This is a genomic window from Pseudomonas sp. GW822-FHT06B12 (genome assembly GCF_058799675.1).
The window spans coordinates 1-16,877 of record NZ_JBXALR010000020.1 but is presented as its reverse complement, the minus strand read 5'-3'; the positions used below and the strand labels follow the sequence as shown (position 1 = coordinate 16,877).

Below are 16,877 nucleotides of genomic sequence, written 5' to 3'. Positions count from 1 at the left end.
AACCTGTAGGAGCTGCCGCAGGCTGCGATCTTTTAGGTTTTTGACACTGCGATTTAGCGTTGGAATGAAGTATTGTTGTCCCCATCCAGAAAAACGTCAGAAGCCTTGAACCGTTCAGGCGATTGTTAAGTGATAGAGGGTGTCATGGGTAACGAAAGCATCAATTGGGACAAGCTGGGTTTTGACTACATCAAGACAGACAAGCGTTATCTGTCGTACTGGCGCAACGGTTCCTGGGACAAAGGCACCTTGACCTCCGACAATGTGCTGCACATCAGCGAAGGCTCGACCGCCCTGCACTACGGCCAGCAATGCTTCGAAGGCATGAAGGCCTATCGTTGCAAGGACGGCTCGATCAACCTGTTCCGCCCCGACCAGAACGCCCTGCGCATGCAGCGCAGCTGCGCTCGACTGCTGATGCCACCAGTGGCAACCGAAGATTTCATCGAAGCCTGCAAGGCCGTGGTCCGTGCCAACGAGCGTTTCATTCCGCCGTACGGCACTGGCGGCGCGCTGTACCTGCGTCCGTTCGTGATTGGCGTGGGTGACAACATCGGCGTGCGTACCGCTCCCGAGTTCCTCTTCTCGATCTTCTGCATCCCGGTCGGCGCCTACTTCAAGGGTGGCCTGACCCCGCACAACTTCCTGATCTCCAGCTACGACCGCGCGGCGCCACAAGGCACCGGCGCTGCCAAGGTCGGTGGCAACTACGCTGCCAGCCTGATGCCCGGCTCCGAGGCCAAGAAGGCGCACTTCGCCGACTGCATCTACCTGGACCCGATGACCCATACGAAGATCGAAGAAGTCGGCTCGGCCAACTTCTTTGGTATCACCCACGACAACACCTTCGTTACGCCGAAATCCCCTTCGGTGTTGCCAGGCATCACCCGCCTGTCGTTGATCGAGCTGGCAAAATCGCGTTTGGGTATGGAAGTCATTGAAGGCGACGTGTTCATCGACAAGATCGGCGACTTCAAGGAAGCCGGCGCCTGCGGTACTGCTGCGGTAATCACGCCGATCGGCGGCATCGAGTACAACGGCAAACTGCACGTGTTCCACAGCGAAACCGAAGTCGGCCCGATCACCCAGAAGCTCTACAAAGAGCTGACCGGTGTCCAGACCGGCGACATCGAAGCGCCAGAGGGCTGGATCGTCAAGGTCTGATCCAGCGCTTGCGGCACTAAAAAGCCCACCCATCGCTAACGCGGTGGGTGGGCTTTTGATTTTCAGCGCCAGTGAAAGCGTCAAGATCGCAGCCTTCGGCAGCTCCTACGGGCGTACACCACCTCGGGTGTTGGAGCTGCCGGAGGCTGCGATCTTTTGATCTTAAAATCACCCTGCGATCAATCGCCCTACCTGACCGGCATCTACGTCGATCCAGGCAAACAACCACTCCAGAAACACCTGAGTCTGCGCCGTCACGTCCGGCGCAACACCGTAGTAATAACGCGGCAACGGCATCCGCAGTTCGGGCAACGGGCAGATCAGACGGCCGCTCGACAGGTCACTGCCCAGCAAGGAGGCCGGACACAAGGCAATGCCCTGTCCCTCCACGGCGGCCTCAAGCACCGGATGCATATGATCGAACTGCAGCGTCGTCTGAGTCGCTGACTGTGTTTCGCCAAACAGCAAGGCCCAGTTGTGCCAGTCCTCGCGACGTGTCTTGGCGGTCAGCAAGGTATGTCGGCTGAGGGCGTTCAAGTCGTCGAGCGGTAGGCGCTTGATCAGCGATGGCGCCGCGACCAGCAGCAGTTCGTCTTCAAACAGTACCTGAGCGTGAATGTCGGGCGCCCAGCCGTCGCGGCCACGTCGGATGACAATGTCGAACCCGTCTCGTGCGTGATCGGGCGCCAGAGTGGAAGTGACCACCACAGGTTTTATGTCTGGATGCAGCGCGATGAAATCCGCCAGCCTGGGCGTCAGCCAACGCTGGGCAAACGTCGGGCGGACATTGATCTTCACTGTGCGCAGTGAAGCCTGTTGTTTGAGCACCGCTGCGGCGTTGGCAATCTGTGACAGCCCGGCGCTGACCTGCTCAAAGAAACTCTGTCCTGCCGGAGTCAGCACCGATTGCCGGATACGCCGCTCGAACAGCAGCACGCCCAGGTGTTCCTCAAGCAATTTGATATGCCGACTGACAGCACTGTGGCTGACATGCAGCTCCTCGGCCGCGAGGCTGAAGCTCTGATGACGAGCGGCGGCCGCGAAAGCGCGAACAGCATTCAAGGGGGGGAGTTGATTAATCATGCGTCTAATTTAGTCACATATGCGGCGCAATTAAAGCGTTTGTCACACTCTCCTCGTCAGGCCAATCTGCGGGCACGCAGCCAGTGCCACCTGTTGGAGTGAAAGATGAATAGCTACGGATTATTTTTACTGTTTGCCACCTTGACCATTCTGAGCCCCGGGCCAGGTGTGCTGCTGACGCTGACCAACGCGCTGCGCTATGGTTGGACGGGCGCACTGCCAGGGATTCTGGGGATCGCATCAGGGGCGTTTGTCGTCGCCGCCATCAGCGCCACCAGCGTTGGCCTGATTCTAGCCACGTCCGCAAACGCCTTTATCGCGTTGAAATACGCCGGGGCCGCCTACTTGTTGTACCTGGGCTACAAAAGCTGGCATTCGGATCGTTTCAGTACGCTACTTGAAACACGCCCCACCAGCCCTGGATATCGCTTCATAGAAGCAGCTTCAATCCAGTTTTTGAACCCCAAGGCGGTGTTCTTCTTTCTGGCGGTATTTCCACAGTTCATCGACCCCTCGGCGCACTTCTACGCCCAATTCTTCAAACTGGTCAGCTCCTACGGCGTGGTGGTGATCGTGGTCCATAGCAGCTATGCCTTGCTCGCCAATGCCGCCAAAGGCTGGTTGTCGAGTCCGAAGGGTGCCTGGCTGGCAGCGAAAATCTCAGGCGTGACCTTCACCGGATTCGGCCTGCTCATGGCCTCGGCCAGCCGCTAAGGCGAAGAGCTGACGATCGCCCGGCGCCTTGTCTCGATAGAACCGGGTTGTACTGTCACGACCCGAACCGGCAGTTCAACCGCAAATCGGCTGCTGAGCTCTTTGCGCCCGGTCGCCGTCAACGCCAGCGCCCGGCTGTCCAGATCCTGTGTCAGCCATTTGCGCTTGATTGCCGTTTGCAGCAACGCCGCGCCCAATGAGCCGCCGAGGTGCGGGCGGCGCATGCTCCAGTCGAGGCAGGAACAGGCAAAACGTCGACGCAGACTGCTCAAGGATTTCACGTCGATGCCCAGCCCTTCGAAAAACCGTTCACCGGTTTCACTCAGCGCGTACTGCTGATCACCCGACTCCGACATTGCCAACCAACCCGTTTCCAGCATCCGGTCGTGCAGCAACACCGCCAACGTGCCGGCCATGTGGTCGTAGCAGGTGCGGGCGAATTGCAGGCGATCCGGGGTGCGCGGACTGAACGTCGGCGCGGCGTTCTGGCCGATCACCATCAGCGCTTCAAGGGCCTGGGCGACCCGTTGATCCGCCAGACTGTAATAACGATGACGACCCTGAACATGCAGCCGCACCAAGGCGAGTTCCTTGAGTTTCGCCAGATGGGCGCTGGCGGTGGAGGCGCTGACGTCGGCGATCACTGCCAGTTCGGTACTGGTGCGCGCGTGGCCGTCCATCAGCGAGCAGAGGATTTTCGTCCGGGCCGGCTCGGCAATCGCCGCCGCCACTTGCGATACGCCGATGTCGTGTTGTTCAACGTTCATATTTCGCTCCCGGACGAATCGTCGCCCTGTCCGACTGGAGATAGTAGCAACACTTTCCACCGACGAATAAGGCAGCGCCTCATGGACCCGATCATCGCCGCGACCCATACCGATCCCAACCCTTATTACGCCAACCTGCGGGCCGATGGTGGCCTTTCATTTCATCAGGGACTGGGGTTTTGGGTAGCCAGCAGCGCCCAGGCCGTCGAAGCCGTGTTGGCTCATCCCGACTGCAAGGTCCGGCCGACCCACGAACCGGTGCCCAACGCCATTGCACAGGGTTACGCCGGCAAGGTGTTTGGCCGGTTAATGCGGATGAACGACGGCGAGCGCCAGCGTTGCCCGAGATCAGCCATACAGCCGGGACTGGAAATGATCGATACCGATGAGGTCAACGCACTGGTCCGCGCCCGGTTGATCAGCCTGTCCGCCGATGGGCTGCACAAGGCAATGTTCATGGGTCCGGTTTGCGTGGTCGCCTCGCTGCTCGGATTTACTCCAGCAGAAGGTCGAACCCTAAGCGAACTGACGGCTGATTTCGTCGCGTGCCTGTCGCCCTTGAGCAGCCCGGCCCAACTGGACACAGCCCATGCAGCGGCGGAACACCTGAACGGTTACTTCGTAGAACGCCTCAGCGCGCAGGACCACCAAAGCCCTCTACTTGAAGGGATTCGCCAACGCCTGACAGACCACGAAACCCTACTCGCCAACCTGATAGGCCTGCTCTCCCAGACCTACGAAGCCACCGCCGGGTTGATCGGCAACGCCGTGCTGGCGTTGATCCGCAACCCGCACCTCAAGGGTAAAATGCAGCGCGACCCGACGCGGATCAGTGACCTGCTGGCGGAAGTCCAACGCTATGATCCTTCGGTCCAGAACACCCGTCGCTTCGTCGCCGCGCCTTGTGAAATCCACGGCGTGAGTCTCAAGCCCGGCGATGTCATTCTGGTGCTGCTGGCCTCGGCCAACCGCGACCCACAACTCAACGACAATCCAGACGCCTTGATCCTCGACCGCCCGACCCGCCGCAGCTTCACCTTCGGCGCCGGCCGCCACCAGTGCCCCGGCCAGACACTGGCCCTGAGCATCGCCAGCGCCACACTCAGCGAAATCATGACGCACAACGGCGCGCTGGATCAGCTTGCCTGGGATTACCGTCCGTCACTGAACGGGCGTATTCCGGTGTTTCGCGAGCGGTTGGAGGTTTGGCGATGATCGCCAGCGACTGCTCAAGCGTTGCGATATTCAACAGTCAGGTGTGACAGCTCATGGACCGGTGCCAGCCGTTCGCGGATGGCATCGGCCGTGACGGCTGCCGTGGTCACGACGCTGACAATCGCTGCCCGGGCCTGTGGGCCTACGCGCCAGACATGCAGGTCGGTGATGCTGACATCGCCTGTCGACTCAAGCAGTTCACGCACCTCGGCGGCGACGTGTTCATCGGTCGTATCCAGCAGCACTGCCGCGCTGTCTCGCATCAAACCATAAGCCCAATTGGCGATCACGACTGCGCCGACGATACCCATCACCGGGTCCAGCCAGACCCAGCCCAGATAGCGACCGGCCAACAACGCAGCGATTGCCAGCACGGAAGTCATCGCATCGGCCAGCACATGGACATAGGCCGAACGCAGATTGTTGTCGTGATGATGCTCATGGCCGTGACCGTGACCGTGACCGTGGTCATGATGCGCAGAGTTGCCGGCCAGTAAAAGCGCACTGACGATGTTCACGGCCAAACCTACCACTGCGATCAGTGTCGCTTCAGTGAAGGCCACGGTGGTCGGTTGAAACAACCGCATGATCGACTCTGCGGCAATGACGATCGAGACCAACCCCAACACCATGGCCGAGGCGAAACCCGCCAGATCCCCCACCTTGCCCGTACCAAAACTGTAGCGCGCATTACCGGCGTTGCGTCTGGCAAACCCGTAAGCGATCGCGGTAATGCCGAGCGCACCGACGTGGGTGGCCATATGAAACCCATCCGCCAACAACGCCATGGAACCGGTGATGTAACCGGCGGCAATCTCGCCAATCATCATGACGAACGTCAGCGCAACGACCCACAGTGTGCGTCTGGCATTGTCATCGTGGGTGGCGCCCAGAAACATGTGATCGTGGGAGTAACGTGAAACCTGAGGTGAACTGCTCATCGGTTGCATGACCTTCAATTTGAATAACGACGAATGGCTTGCAGCAACTCTTCCAGGCCCTCGGCACGCTCTTGATCGTTGAGCTCGGGGCTGGCCACGTGCTCACGGGCGTGGGCCTCGATGAACTGATCCATCAGGCCGTTGACCGCACCACGAATCGCCGCGACCAAATGCAGGGTTTTGGCGCAGTCAGCCTCCGACTCCAATGCGCGCTCGACGGCTTGAACCTGGCCGGCGATACGACGAACCCGCTTGAGCAGATCGTCTTTGTGCTCGTGAATGTGCGACATACCTATACCCCCTATACCTATCTGCGGAAAGGATAGTCGCCGATCACCTCAACATTGGCAACCCTGCATTCACCCAATGGTTATGGGATACGCCGCGGAACAGCGCTAGAACAAGGCGCTCGGATCAACCGCCTCGCCGCGTCGACCTGTACTCTTGAGCGCACCTGCTTGCGCAGTCGCCCTATCCGGATCAAAGGAATGTCAATGAGTGCAAATTTTTCGGGCATTACGTGGGGCTTTCCCGGCATCGACCGGCGTCTGTTGAAAGTGCAATTCAGCTTTTTACTGATGGTTCTGGGGGGACGGTGCAATCAACTGGCGGTGGCCTGGTGGACCTTGCAGGAAACAGGCTCTGCACTCTATTTCGCCAACATGATTGCCTGTTCCATCGCGGCGGAAGTGTTAGCCAAACCTCTGCTGGGATGGCTGGGGGACACGTACAACAAAATCCTGATCATCAAGCTGGCCTCATGGATCAGCCTGCTGACAGCGCTGTTGATGGTGGTGCTGTCCGCCACGGGGTCGTTCAACCCCTGGACGGTGGGCGCGCTGATGATGATCAGCAGTGCGATCGTCGGCGTACGCGACCCTCTCCAGGCGTCGATCATTCCTTTGTTTGCAGACGACGATAAAGTCTCCCTGGCCTTTCGGACCAAAAGCGTGATGTCGTCCTTTTCCATTCTGCTGGGGCCGGTACTGGCCAGCGGGTTGATTTACGGGTTCGGTATCACGTTCGCCTTTGCCGCTGATTTTTTTGCGATTCTCATCGCCGGGGCGTTGATCGCGACCATCCCGAGCCACATCGGTGCCACTGGCCGAGGCGAAAAAGCCCCGGGTGCCAGCGGCTTCAGCATGATCTATTCCGGCTTCAAAGTGGTTTACGGAGTGAAAGTCGAATTTTACCTGGCCATCATTGCGATGCTGATCAACTTTGCCTTGTTTCCGTTCTTCACCATCCTGATCCCACTGTACGTAAAGGACGTCATCCAGTACCCGGTCACTTACATCGGTCTTCTGGATTCGTGCTTCGGGCTGGGCATTCTGGCGGGCAGTTACAAGATCATCGGCTGGTTATCCGACCGGGTCCCCCGTGACATGTGTGTGTCTGCAGGTTTTGCATTACTGGGGTGCAACCTGGTGATGGCCGGCACCGTTTCATCGTCGCTCATCGTACCCGCGGCCTTTTTCTGCGGCGGTGTCGGCCTGATGTTGATCAACATCCCCACCTCCGCTGTGAGGTTGCTGGCGACGCCCAAGCTCCATCGCAACCGGATTTTTGCCACGGTTTCATTTCTGTCTGCGGCGGCCAGCCCCTTGGGTAGTTTCGCGATGAATACCCTGATCGCCTATCTGGGGGTCGCACTGACAATCACGCTGCTGGGCGTCATGGTGCTGCTGTTGTCTCTGCTGGTCTTTCTGGTACCCGACTTCAAAACTTTCATGCGCTCCCAGGATACGCAGCTCAATGATGCCTATCTGGACAAATACCCTGAAGCGTTTGCGCACTGACGTGCCTCGCCGTACCCCAGTTTCTTACAAACGGAGTTCGCAAAAAACTCTAAAACAAGACCTCGAGATCAACTGCCTCTGCCATCGCCTGATTTCCGAAATCCCCCGGATGCAGGTGATCACCCGAGTCGTACGCCGGCAGAAACCGTGTCGGATGCTGTGGGTCGCGCATGATTCGGTCGAAATCAATCACCGCCTCGAACGCCCCGCTGCTGCGAATCCACCGGTTGAGTGCCTGACGCAGTTGGTCTTTCTCGGCGCTGTAGTAGTGTTCGATCGGCGTGCCCTGGAGCGCATCTTCAAACGGCATCAGGGTCGCGCCGATGATCCGCACTTTATGCTGCCGCGCCTGGGCGATCAGGCGCTGATAACCGGCGATCAGCGTCTCCAGTGTCGGTATCGGCGTATTCGGCGCGAAGGTGCTGCCCGGCCAGCTGATGTCGTTGATCCCCAGCATCAGCACCACACTGCTGACGCCAGGCTGGCGCAACACGTCGCGCTCGAAGCGCTTGGCCGCACTCTCGCCCATGCCGTCGTCGAGTAGCCGCGCGCCGGAGATCCCGGCGTTGAGCACGGCGACAGGCTGGGTGCTCAAGCGTTGTGCAAGAAAGTCGGTCCAGCGCCGGTTGCCGTTCAACGTCGAGCCACGACCGTCGGTGATCGAATCCCCGAGCACCACCACGCCACGGGTTTCAGGCGCCGCGTCGACCAGTACTTCGCTGAGGAACAGCCGCGCTTCGACCTCACTATTGCCCTTCAGCTGTATGGCCTGGGTCTGATTACCTGGGCTGATAACGGCTGTTTGCTTGCCGTCCCAATGGAAGGTGGTCAGCGGCGTGCGTTGCGGCAAGTACAACGAGACCAGCAGTTCCGCGAGGGCCGGGACATGGAGGTCAATCGGGTCGCTGGTGCGTTTTTCGCCGGGGGCGATGCGCAATTGCGTCTGGCCATTGAAGGTCAGCGGCTGCCCGGCATTGCTCTCCTCAACCCGCTTCAGCCGTACAGCGCCGATCACCAGTGGCTGCTGACCATACTCGTTGGAAATCACCACGCGCACCCGGTCCCCCGCGCTGCTGATCCGCAACTGCTGATGCACGGTGCTGTCGGTGAGGGTTTCGGGAATGCGCGTGGGCAGTGGCAGTTCATGGCCCCAGATCGGTTGAGGGCTGGCGGTCCAGGTGCTGACCCAATGCTCCTGGGCGTTGACTGGCGCCATGGCGAACAAGGCGCTCAACGACAGAATCACTGGCAATGCACTGTGAAGGCTTTTCATGCTGAATCTCCTTGAGGAAGCGTTTCGAGGAGGTCAGCGTGTTCCATTCAAAAAAGACGTGGTAGAAGGTTAATTCGAATACAGCCCATTCCAGAATTGAATGCCATGAATGATCTGAAAGCCATGCAGTGCTTTGTCCGTGCGCTCGAGCTCGGCAGTCTGTCCGCTGCCGCCCGTGAGCTGGAAACCACTCAACCCAGCGTCAGCAAGCTGATCGCCGCCCTGGAAAAACAACTGGGTGCGCGCCTGTTGACCCGTGGCAGCAGCGGATTGACGCCGACCGAGCCGGGCAAGCGTTTCTACGAACGCACGAAACGGATTCTTGAGGAATACGACGAAGCGCTCGCCGATGTCAGAGGCCTGACCGAACGCCCCCAAGGACTGCTGCGCATCAACGCGCCGGTCAGCCTTGGGGTGTTGCGCCTGAATACCTTGCTGCTGGAATTCATGGCGCAGTACCCGGAGATCGAGGTCGAGTTGATCCTCAATGATCGCTTTGTCGACCTGACCGAAGAAAACGTCGACCTGGCCCTGCGTCTGGGAGGTGCACTACCGCCGAACGTCATCGCCCGCCGCGTCGCAACCTCGCCACGGATGCTGGTGGCGGCGCCTGCGTACCTGCGCAAGCATCCGCCATTGACGCACCCGACGGATCTGGGCCAACACAACTTCCTGCGCTTCGCCTGGCTGACCACTGGCGATCAACTGGAATTGAGCGGCCCCGACGGTGAGCGCGCAACGGTCATCGCTCAAGGACGCTATCGAGCCAACAGCTCTTTGGCGATCCGCGATGGTCTGTTGCTGGGCGCTGGGCTGTGCATCACGCCGGCCTGGCTCGTCAGCGATCTGCTGGAAAGCGGTCAGTTAGTGCGCGTGCTACCGCTGTGGAGCGGCCCGGCCAACGAAGCGTTCCTGCTCTATCCGGAGCGCCGCTACCGAGCGTTGCGCGCACGGTTGCTCACAGAGTTTCTCAGCGAGCGAATCGGCCAGTTACCGGGGTTCCAGGCGTAACAGCCGTCAATCGTCGCGCGTCAGCACTTCGAGCAATTCGATCTCGAAAATCAGGTTGGAGTTGGGCGTGATGGCGCCCATCGAGCGCTCGCCATAGGCCAGATGCGCCGGCACCAGCAATTTGCGCTTACCGCCGACCTTCATCCCCATCAGGCCTTGATCCCAGCCCTTGATCACTCGGCCAGTGCCGATCACGCATTGAAAGGGTTTACCGCGATCCCAGGAAGAATCGAACTGTGTGCCGTCCTCCAGAAAGCCGCGGTACTGGGTGGTAATCAAGGCGCCTTTGACGGCCGCTTTGCCATCGCCCACTTCAAGGTCGATGACCTGCAATTCTTCGTTCATTACTGCTCTCTCATTAGCGATGACCCCAAACACGGACCGCGTTTTCTCAGATTTCGCCTCGCAGGGCAATGCTGTTGAAGACGCTGGTGCGGGCAGCGGCTCAACGCTCGATCGGCATGACCGCCAGAATCTGCCCGTTGGTGGTCTGCACCAGCATGTACTTGTCGTTGACTTGCACCCATTGGCTCTGGCTTGGCGGGGTTTTCAAGCCGTGACTCTTCCAGTTGACCAGGGCTTTTTCATAGCGTCTGTAGATCTCCGGCGCATGATCGCCGACTTGCAGGTTACGTGCATTGATCGGCGAAGCCTGGACGCTGGCTTGCACGGGATCATCGGCCAGGACCATCGGGCAGACGACGACAAAACTCGCAAACACCACCATGGCAGCCAGGTTTTCTTTATGCAGCATCGGTATTCCTCCAGTGAATTCGTGGCACCCGCTCTGGGACCGCGATTGCGTCCAGTCATTCAAAACGCTCACATCTCACTGTAGCGATGATTCTGCGCTTGACTGTACCGACGCGGTCACCAAAGACCAGAGTAGTCTGCTGACAACACTATCGCGCCTGCCTGAGCGGGCCCTGCCGGATGATTGCCATGCACATCGCCATTCTGACGTTTGAAGGGTTCAACGAACTGGACTCCTTGATTGCCTTCGGCATGTTGAGCCGGATTTCCTTGCTGGGAGATAAAGACTGGCGCGTGAGCATTGCCTCGCCAACTCCGCGAGTGACGTCCATGAACGGATTGACCATCGACGCCCACATCGACCTTGCACAAGCCTGTCAGGCCGATGCGGTACTAGTGGGCAGCGGGATGAGAACCCGCGAGGTGGCCAACGACCCGGCGATCATGGACCAACTACGACTGGACCCGACCCGCCAACTGCTGGCGGCGCAATGCTCCGGCACGTTTCTGTTGGCCAGGCTTGGATTGCTGGGCCACGCACCGGCCTGCACCGATACCACCAGCAAACCGTGGGTGGTGGCCGCCGGAATCAACATCATCAATCAGGCGTTCTACAGCGACAGCAATATCGCCACGGCGGGCGGCTGTCTGTCGGCTCAGTACCTCTCGGCCTGGCTGATCGCCCGCCTGAAGAGCCACGAAGCCGCCCGCGAGGTGCTGCACTATTTCGCCCCGGTGGGCGAAAAGGACGAGTACGTGACGCGAGCGCTGTCGCATATCCACTCCGCGATGCAGGCGGCTGTCTGACTGCACCTGGATAAAACACCACGCGGCAACGTGTGCAGTGAGTCATTGGGAAGCTTCGCCCCAGTGATAATCTGCACGCATCAATAGATGTTAAATATGCACTTATCATATCGATCGACCTGCTCCAGTATCCCGCCCTAATAAGATCCATGCGCCACGTTGCGCATGTCATAAAAAGCGCGGGAGACAAAACATGCAGGCTACAACCCATCCGCCAGCGACATCCGTTCGCAGCAAGGCCAGTGCGATTTTCCGGGTCACCTCGGGCAACTTCCTGGAACAGTTCGACTTCTTCCTCTTCGGTTTCTACGCCACGTATATTGCCGCGGCGTTCTTCCCTGCCAGCAGCGAATTCGCCTCGCTGATGATGACCTTCGCGGTGTTTGGCGCGGGCTTCTTGATGCGGCCGTTGGGCGCGGTGATTCTCGGTGCATACATCGATGACGTCGGTCGTCGCAAAGGTTTGATCGTCACCCTGTCGATCATGGCCAGCGGCACGATTCTGATTGTGCTGGTGCCCGGCTACGAGACCATCGGCCTGTTTGCCCCGGCACTGGTGTTGATCGGCCGCCTGCTTCAGGGGTTTTCCGCAGGCGCGGAACTGGGCGGCGTGTCGGTGTACCTGGCGGAAATCGCCACACCGGGCCGCAAGGGTTTCTTCACCAGTTGGCAGTCGGCCAGTCAGCAAGTGGCAATCGTCATTGCCGCCGCGCTGGGCTATGCGCTGAATCAATGGATGCCGGCGACAGTGATTGCCGACTGGGGCTGGCGCATTCCGTTTTTCGTCGGCTGCATGATCGTGCCGTTCATCTTCCTGCTGCGGCGCAATCTCGAAGAAACCGCAGAGTTCACTGCCCGTCGCCACCGCCCAAGTATGCGTCAGGTGTTCGGCACGCTGCTGCAGAACTGGCAGATCGTAATCGCCGGGATGCTGATGGTGGCGCTGACCACCACCGCGTTTTACCTGATCACCGTGTACGCACCGACCTTCGGCAAAACCGTGCTGCACCTGAGCACCGCCGATGCGTTGCTGGTGACCTTGCTGGTCGGTGTGTCGAACTTCTGCTGGCTGCCACTGGGCGGCGCACTGTCGGACCGCATCGGTCGGCGTCCGGTGTTACTGGCCATGACTCTGTTGACCTTGGCCACGGCCTATCCGGCGTTGTCATACCTGGTCCAGGCACCGAGTTTCATCAACATGCTGTTGGTGCTGCTGTGGTTGTCGTTCATTTACGGTTTGTACAACGGCGCAATGGTTGCAGCGCTGACTGAAATCATGCCGGTGGAAGTTCGCGTGGCCGGTTTCTCTCTGGCCTACAGCCTGGCGACAGCGGTATTCGGCGGCTTCACCCCGGCGATTTCGACCTTCTTGATTCAATACTCAGGCGATAAGGCCGCCCCCGGTTACTGGATGAGTTTCGCCGCGCTGTGTGCGTTGTGCGCAACGCTTTACTTGTACCGGCGCTCGACCGGCCGTTTGCAAGCCGCCGTGCAATAAGCCAATCCCTGACAGAGAGATGTCGATGAAGAAATTACTGAACCTCGCGGCGTTGACCCTGATCGGCGTCATGGGTTTGAGCACCGTGGCGCAGGCTGACGAACTTCGGGTGATGACCTCCGGTGGCTTCACTGCCGCCTATAAAGTGCTCGGTCCGAAGTTCGCCGCCGCCACCGGCAACACCCTCGACACGGCACTCGGCCCGTCGATGGGCAAGGCGCCTGAAGCGATCCCCAACCGGCTGGCCCGTGGCGAGCACGCCGATGTGGTGATCATGGTTGGCTATGCGCTGGATGAACTGATCAAGCAAGGCAAGGTCTTGCCCGGGTCGCGGGTTGAACTGGCCGATTCGAGGATTGGTCTGGTGGTGCGCGAGGGTGCAGCGAAGCCGGACATCGGCTCGGTCGAGGGGCTGAAGGCGACCTTGCTCAACGCCCGGTCCGTGGCCTACTCCGACAGCGCCAGCGGCGTGTACATCCAGGATCAGCTGTTCAAGCGCCTGGGTATCGAGCCGCAGCTCAAAGCCAAATCGACCATGGTGCCTAAAATCCCGGTGGGCTCTGTGGTTGCCAGCGGCGAGTACCAATTGGGCTTCCAGCAGGTCAGTGAATTGCTCCCGGTGCCCGGCGTGACCTTCGTCGGCAAGATTCCGGAATCCGTGCAGTCAGTGACGCGTTTCGCCGCTGGCATCCCCGTCGGCGCGCAACACCCGGTGCAAGCCAAGGCCTTGCTCGACTACCTCGCCTCCCCGGCCGCCCAGCCGGATGTCACGGCAACCGGACTCGACTCGGTCAGCCGCTAAGCCTGCCGCCGGCCTCAGCCGATCTACGCTGAGACCGGTTCTGGCGGTTGGCTGACCTTCATTTCAACGATCAACCGCTCCAGCTCCAACGCCGCCGGCGTCAACGTCCGCCCCCGGCGTTTGAGCAGGCCGACGCTACGCATAACCTGCGGGTCGGTCAGCGGTACATGAGTCAAAATCGGATGGTCACTGCCGGGCATCGCCATCAACGGCACCGCGGCAATACCCAGCCCGGCTTCGACCAGGCCGATCATCGTAGTGACATGACGGGTTTCGCAGATGCTCTGACGCGCCGGCACGATCCCGCTCAGCGCCTGATCCAGCAGAAAGCGATTGCCCGAGGTTTTGTCGAGGGAGATGTAATCCTGCTGGTACAGCTCGCTCCAGCTCACGCTTGCGCGACTGGCCAAGGCGTGATCGCGCCGGCAAGCGACCACATAACGCTCTTGCACCAGCGGTTCGAACTCGACCTCGGCCTCCAGCGTGCCCATGAAACTCAAGCCGAAATCCGCCTCGCCATTGACCACCGCACTCAACACGTCATGGGCGCTGGAGTCGAGGACCTTGACCTTGATTCGCGGAAAGCGCTGATGGTATTGGGCAACCACTCGCGGCATGAAGTAGTAGGCCGCCGAAGGCACGCAAGCCACGGTGACGTAACCCAAACGGGTCGACGCCACGTCGCTGATCCCCAGCAACGCCACATCCAGGTCATCCAGTAAACGGTCGACACTGGGCGCAAACGCGCGCCCTGCCTGGGTCAGGCTAACGCGGCGAGTGGTGCGTTCGAACAGTTTGACCCCGAGTGCGTCTTCGAGCTTTTCAATCCGTCGACTTAGCGCTGGCTGGGAGATACGCACCGCGTCGGCGGCCTTGCGAAAGCTGCCCTGCTCGACCACCGCGCGAAATGCCTGCAAGTCATTCAGGTCGAAATTGATGGCCATGACGCACACTCACCGGCAAACGAATTGATCAGCTTATCCTATGAATGTAACAAATTGATGCAAATTGTAACGCGCTAATCCGCGATAGCCGGCACTCATGACTGACTGATGCCACCCCAGCCTTTATCCTGTCCGCCCTTGTGGCCCATGATTGTCCGCAATGTGTGTCGTTCTACGTCTTCGTATTCCCAGGAGTAAGCCATGCCCCATGAAGGCAACCTGTTGCAAGCCGCTGTCGTCTTTCTGTTCGCGGCGGTGCTCACCGTGCCTTTGGCCAAACGCCTGCAATTGGGTGCGGTGTTGGGCTATCTGCTGGCCGGGGTAATCATCGGGCCATCGGTGCTGGGATTGATCGGCAACCCGCAAAGCGTCAGCCATATTTCCGAGCTCGGCGTGGTCTTGCTGCTGTTCATCATTGGCCTTGAGCTGTCGCCGCGACGGCTGTGGGTGATGCGCAAAGCGGTGTTTGGCGTCGGTCTGGCGCAGGTGCTGCTGACCGGTTCGGTGATCGGCGTGCTGGCGTTCTACGTGTTCGGCCAGGCACTCAACAGTGCGATCGTGCTCGGTCTGGGGCTGGCGTTGTCGTCCACTGCATTCGGCTTGCAAAGCCTCGCCGAACGCAAGGAACTGACCAGCCCTCACGGGCGGCTGGCGTTTGCCATTCTGCTGTTTCAGGACATCGCGGCGATCCCGCTGATCGCCATGGTGCCGCTGCTCGCGGGCGGTGATCACACCACGACCGCCGCTGAAGATTTGAACCATGTCCTGCGCGTGCTGGGTAGCATCGCGGTGGTGGTAATCGGTGGCCGTTACCTGTTGCGACCGGTGTTTCGTATCGTCGCCAAAACCGGTCTGCCGGAAGTCTCGACCGCCACTGCGCTGCTGGTGGTGATCGGCACTGCGTGGCTGATGGACCTGGTCGGCGTGTCGATGGCGCTGGGGGCATTCCTCGCCGGCTTGCTGCTGGCGGACTCGGAGTACCGCCATGAACTGGAAGCGCAAATCGAACCGTTCAAGGGCCTGCTGCTGGGGCTGTTTTTCATCAGTGTCGGCATGGGCGCCAATATCAGCCTGTTGTTCAGCGCCCCGGCGACCGTGCTGGGCCTGACCCTGCTGTTGATCATGCTCAAGCTGCCGCTGCTGTTTGTCGTCGGGCGGCTGGCCGGAGGTCTGAGTCGGCTGAGTGCGCTGCGCCTGGGTATCGTGCTGGCGGCGGGCGGTGAGTTTGCGTTCGTGGTGTTCAAGATCGGCCGCGATCAAGGCCTGTTCGACCCACGGATGTACGACCTTCAGGTGCTGACCATCACCCTGTCCATGGCCGTGACACCGCTGTTGCTGCTGATGTGTGGCCGACTGGTGAAATCGAAAATCCAGCCCGTCGCCGTACCGCCGCACTTGCGTGAAATCGACACCGACGCACCCCGCGTGGTGATCGCTGGCATGGGCCGGATGGGACAGATCGTGGCGCGGATCCTGCGGGCGCAGAAAATCCAGTTCGTCGCCCTCGACACCTCGGTGGAAACCATCGAACTGTCGCGCAGTTTTGGCGGCGTACCGGTGTTCTACGGTGACCCGATGCGCCCGGAAATTCTCAGCGCGGCCAAGGTTGGGCAGGCGGAATTCTTTGTGATTGCCACCGATGACCCGGACACCAACATCAAGACTGCCGAGTTGGTGCGCAAGCTCTACCCGCACATGAAAATCATCGCCCGCGCGCGTAACCGTCAGCATGTGCACCGCTTGGTCGACCTCAGTGCCGAGGCGATCCGGGAAACCTATTATTCCAGCCTGGAAATGAGTCGCCGGACCCTGCTCGGTCTGGGCCTGAGCAAGACCCAGGCGGATGCCCGCATCGAGACGTTCAAGCATCACGACGAACAAGTGCTCGAAGCCCAGCACGCGATCTACGACGATGCCGCGAAAGTCATGCAGACCGCCCAGGAAGCCCGAACCGAACTGGCACGGCTGTTCGAGGCGGATCAGCTTGAGGAAGAGACGGGCAAACCTTGAAACCCGAAAAGATCGCGCTCCCCGTAGATACTCTGTTTCCGGTCAAGCTTTCGCGAAGTGCTTTTCGCTGAAAAGCTTGGCCGTATCAAAATCCTC

17 protein-coding genes are annotated in these 16,877 nt (G+C 59.9%); 9 read left to right on the top strand and 8 right to left on the bottom strand.

The genetic code is table 11. The features are described 5' to 3' along the window. Positions 1-144 precede the first annotated feature (144 nt). Positions 145-1,164: a branched-chain amino acid aminotransferase gene (locus tag AC1RKH_RS27735; protein WP_123424786.1), complete on the top strand. Its 1,020-nt coding sequence runs from the start codon at positions 145-147 to the stop codon at positions 1,162-1,164. A gap of 168 nt (positions 1,165-1,332) precedes the next feature. On the opposite strand, the gene AC1RKH_RS27730 is transcribed toward AC1RKH_RS27735, so the two are convergent. Next, on the bottom strand, positions 1,333-2,247 hold the full coding sequence (locus tag AC1RKH_RS27730; protein WP_493064570.1) for a LysR substrate-binding domain-containing protein: 915 nt from the start codon (positions 2,245-2,247) through the stop codon (positions 1,333-1,335). A 105-nt stretch (positions 2,248-2,352) separates the two neighbouring features. On the opposite strand from AC1RKH_RS27730, the gene AC1RKH_RS27725 reads away from it, so the two are divergent. Next, complete coding sequence (locus AC1RKH_RS27725; protein WP_123424788.1) at positions 2,353-2,961, top strand: LysE family translocator; 609 nt, start codon at positions 2,353-2,355, stop codon at positions 2,959-2,961. Here the strand turns inward: AC1RKH_RS27725 and AC1RKH_RS27720 are convergent. Beyond that, entirely contained in the window at positions 2,958-3,728 is a 771-nt protein-coding gene (locus AC1RKH_RS27720; RefSeq protein ID WP_493064571.1) for an ArsR/SmtB family transcription factor, read from the bottom strand. The genes AC1RKH_RS27725 and AC1RKH_RS27720 overlap by 4 nt on opposite strands. Positions 3,729-3,809: 81 nt before the next feature. On the opposite strand from AC1RKH_RS27720, the gene AC1RKH_RS27715 reads away from it, so the two are divergent. Beyond that, the gene (locus AC1RKH_RS27715; RefSeq protein ID WP_493064572.1) at positions 3,810-4,943 is read left to right on the top strand and encodes a cytochrome P450; all 1,134 of its coding nucleotides are present in this window, start codon (positions 3,810-3,812) and stop codon (positions 4,941-4,943) included. Between the two features lie 14 nt (positions 4,944-4,957). Here the strand turns inward: AC1RKH_RS27715 and dmeF are convergent, their stop codons facing one another. Together dmeF and AC1RKH_RS27705 are read right to left on the bottom strand one after the other, a co-directional pair. After that, positions 4,958-5,884: a CDF family Co(II)/Ni(II) efflux transporter DmeF gene (dmeF, locus tag AC1RKH_RS27710; RefSeq protein WP_493064573.1), complete on the bottom strand. Its 927-nt coding sequence runs from the start codon at positions 5,882-5,884 to the stop codon at positions 4,958-4,960. 14 nt (positions 5,885-5,898) lie between these two features. Next, a complete protein-coding gene (locus AC1RKH_RS27705) occupies positions 5,899-6,174 on the bottom strand; it encodes a metal/formaldehyde-sensitive transcriptional repressor (RefSeq protein WP_493064574.1) in 276 nt (91 codons plus the stop codon). A gap of 168 nt (positions 6,175-6,342) precedes the next feature. Between AC1RKH_RS27705 and AC1RKH_RS27700 the strand changes: the two genes are divergently transcribed. Then, positions 6,343-7,683, top strand: a complete 1,341-nt coding sequence (locus tag AC1RKH_RS27700; protein ID WP_493064575.1) for an MFS transporter — start codon at positions 6,343-6,345, stop codon at positions 7,681-7,683. A gap of 49 nt (positions 7,684-7,732) precedes the next feature. Here the strand turns inward: AC1RKH_RS27700 and AC1RKH_RS27695 are convergent, their stop codons facing one another. Then, complete coding sequence (locus tag AC1RKH_RS27695; RefSeq protein ID WP_493064576.1) at positions 7,733-8,956, bottom strand: SGNH/GDSL hydrolase family protein; 1,224 nt, start codon at positions 8,954-8,956, stop codon at positions 7,733-7,735. A 105-nt stretch (positions 8,957-9,061) separates the two neighbouring features. Between AC1RKH_RS27695 and AC1RKH_RS27690 the strand changes: the two genes are divergently transcribed. Then, entirely contained in the window at positions 9,062-9,967 is a 906-nt protein-coding gene (locus AC1RKH_RS27690) for a LysR family transcriptional regulator (protein WP_493064577.1), read from the top strand. 6 nt (positions 9,968-9,973) lie between these two features. On the opposite strand, the gene AC1RKH_RS27685 is transcribed toward AC1RKH_RS27690, so the two are convergent. Together AC1RKH_RS27685 and AC1RKH_RS27680 are read right to left on the bottom strand one after the other, a co-directional pair. Continuing rightward, a complete protein-coding gene (locus AC1RKH_RS27685) occupies positions 9,974-10,312 on the bottom strand; it encodes an FKBP-type peptidyl-prolyl cis-trans isomerase (RefSeq protein ID WP_493064578.1) in 339 nt (112 codons plus the stop codon). 100 nt (positions 10,313-10,412) lie between these two features. After that, on the bottom strand, positions 10,413-10,721 hold the full coding sequence (locus AC1RKH_RS27680) for an RcnB family protein (protein ID WP_123424794.1): 309 nt from the start codon (positions 10,719-10,721) through the stop codon (positions 10,413-10,415). A 188-nt stretch (positions 10,722-10,909) separates the two neighbouring features. Here AC1RKH_RS27680 and AC1RKH_RS27675 point away from each other — a divergent pair, with 188 nt between their 5' ends. The 3 genes from AC1RKH_RS27675 to AC1RKH_RS27665 all read left to right on the top strand — a co-directional run bounded on the left by AC1RKH_RS27675 (position 10,910) and on the right by AC1RKH_RS27665 (position 13,827). Further along, positions 10,910-11,527 (top strand): DJ-1/PfpI family protein, encoded by a 618-nt coding sequence (locus AC1RKH_RS27675; RefSeq protein WP_123424795.1) that lies wholly within the window; start codon positions 10,910-10,912, stop codon positions 11,525-11,527. Between the two features lie 193 nt (positions 11,528-11,720). Further along, a complete protein-coding gene (locus AC1RKH_RS27670) occupies positions 11,721-13,025 on the top strand; it encodes an MFS transporter (RefSeq protein ID WP_493064579.1) in 1,305 nt (434 codons plus the stop codon). A gap of 25 nt (positions 13,026-13,050) precedes the next feature. Beyond that, positions 13,051-13,827, top strand: coding sequence for a substrate-binding domain-containing protein (locus AC1RKH_RS27665; protein WP_493064580.1), 777 nt, complete (start codon positions 13,051-13,053; stop codon positions 13,825-13,827). Positions 13,828-13,850: 23 nt separating this feature from the next. Here the strand turns inward: AC1RKH_RS27665 and AC1RKH_RS27660 are convergent, their stop codons facing one another. Next, entirely contained in the window at positions 13,851-14,771 is a 921-nt protein-coding gene (locus tag AC1RKH_RS27660; RefSeq protein WP_493064581.1) for a LysR family transcriptional regulator, read from the bottom strand. 201 nt (positions 14,772-14,972) lie between these two features. On the opposite strand from AC1RKH_RS27660, the gene AC1RKH_RS27655 reads away from it, so the two are divergent. After that, complete coding sequence (locus tag AC1RKH_RS27655) at positions 14,973-16,781, top strand: monovalent cation:proton antiporter-2 (CPA2) family protein (RefSeq protein ID WP_493064582.1); 1,809 nt, start codon at positions 14,973-14,975, stop codon at positions 16,779-16,781. Positions 16,782-16,877: the final 96 nt, after the last annotated feature.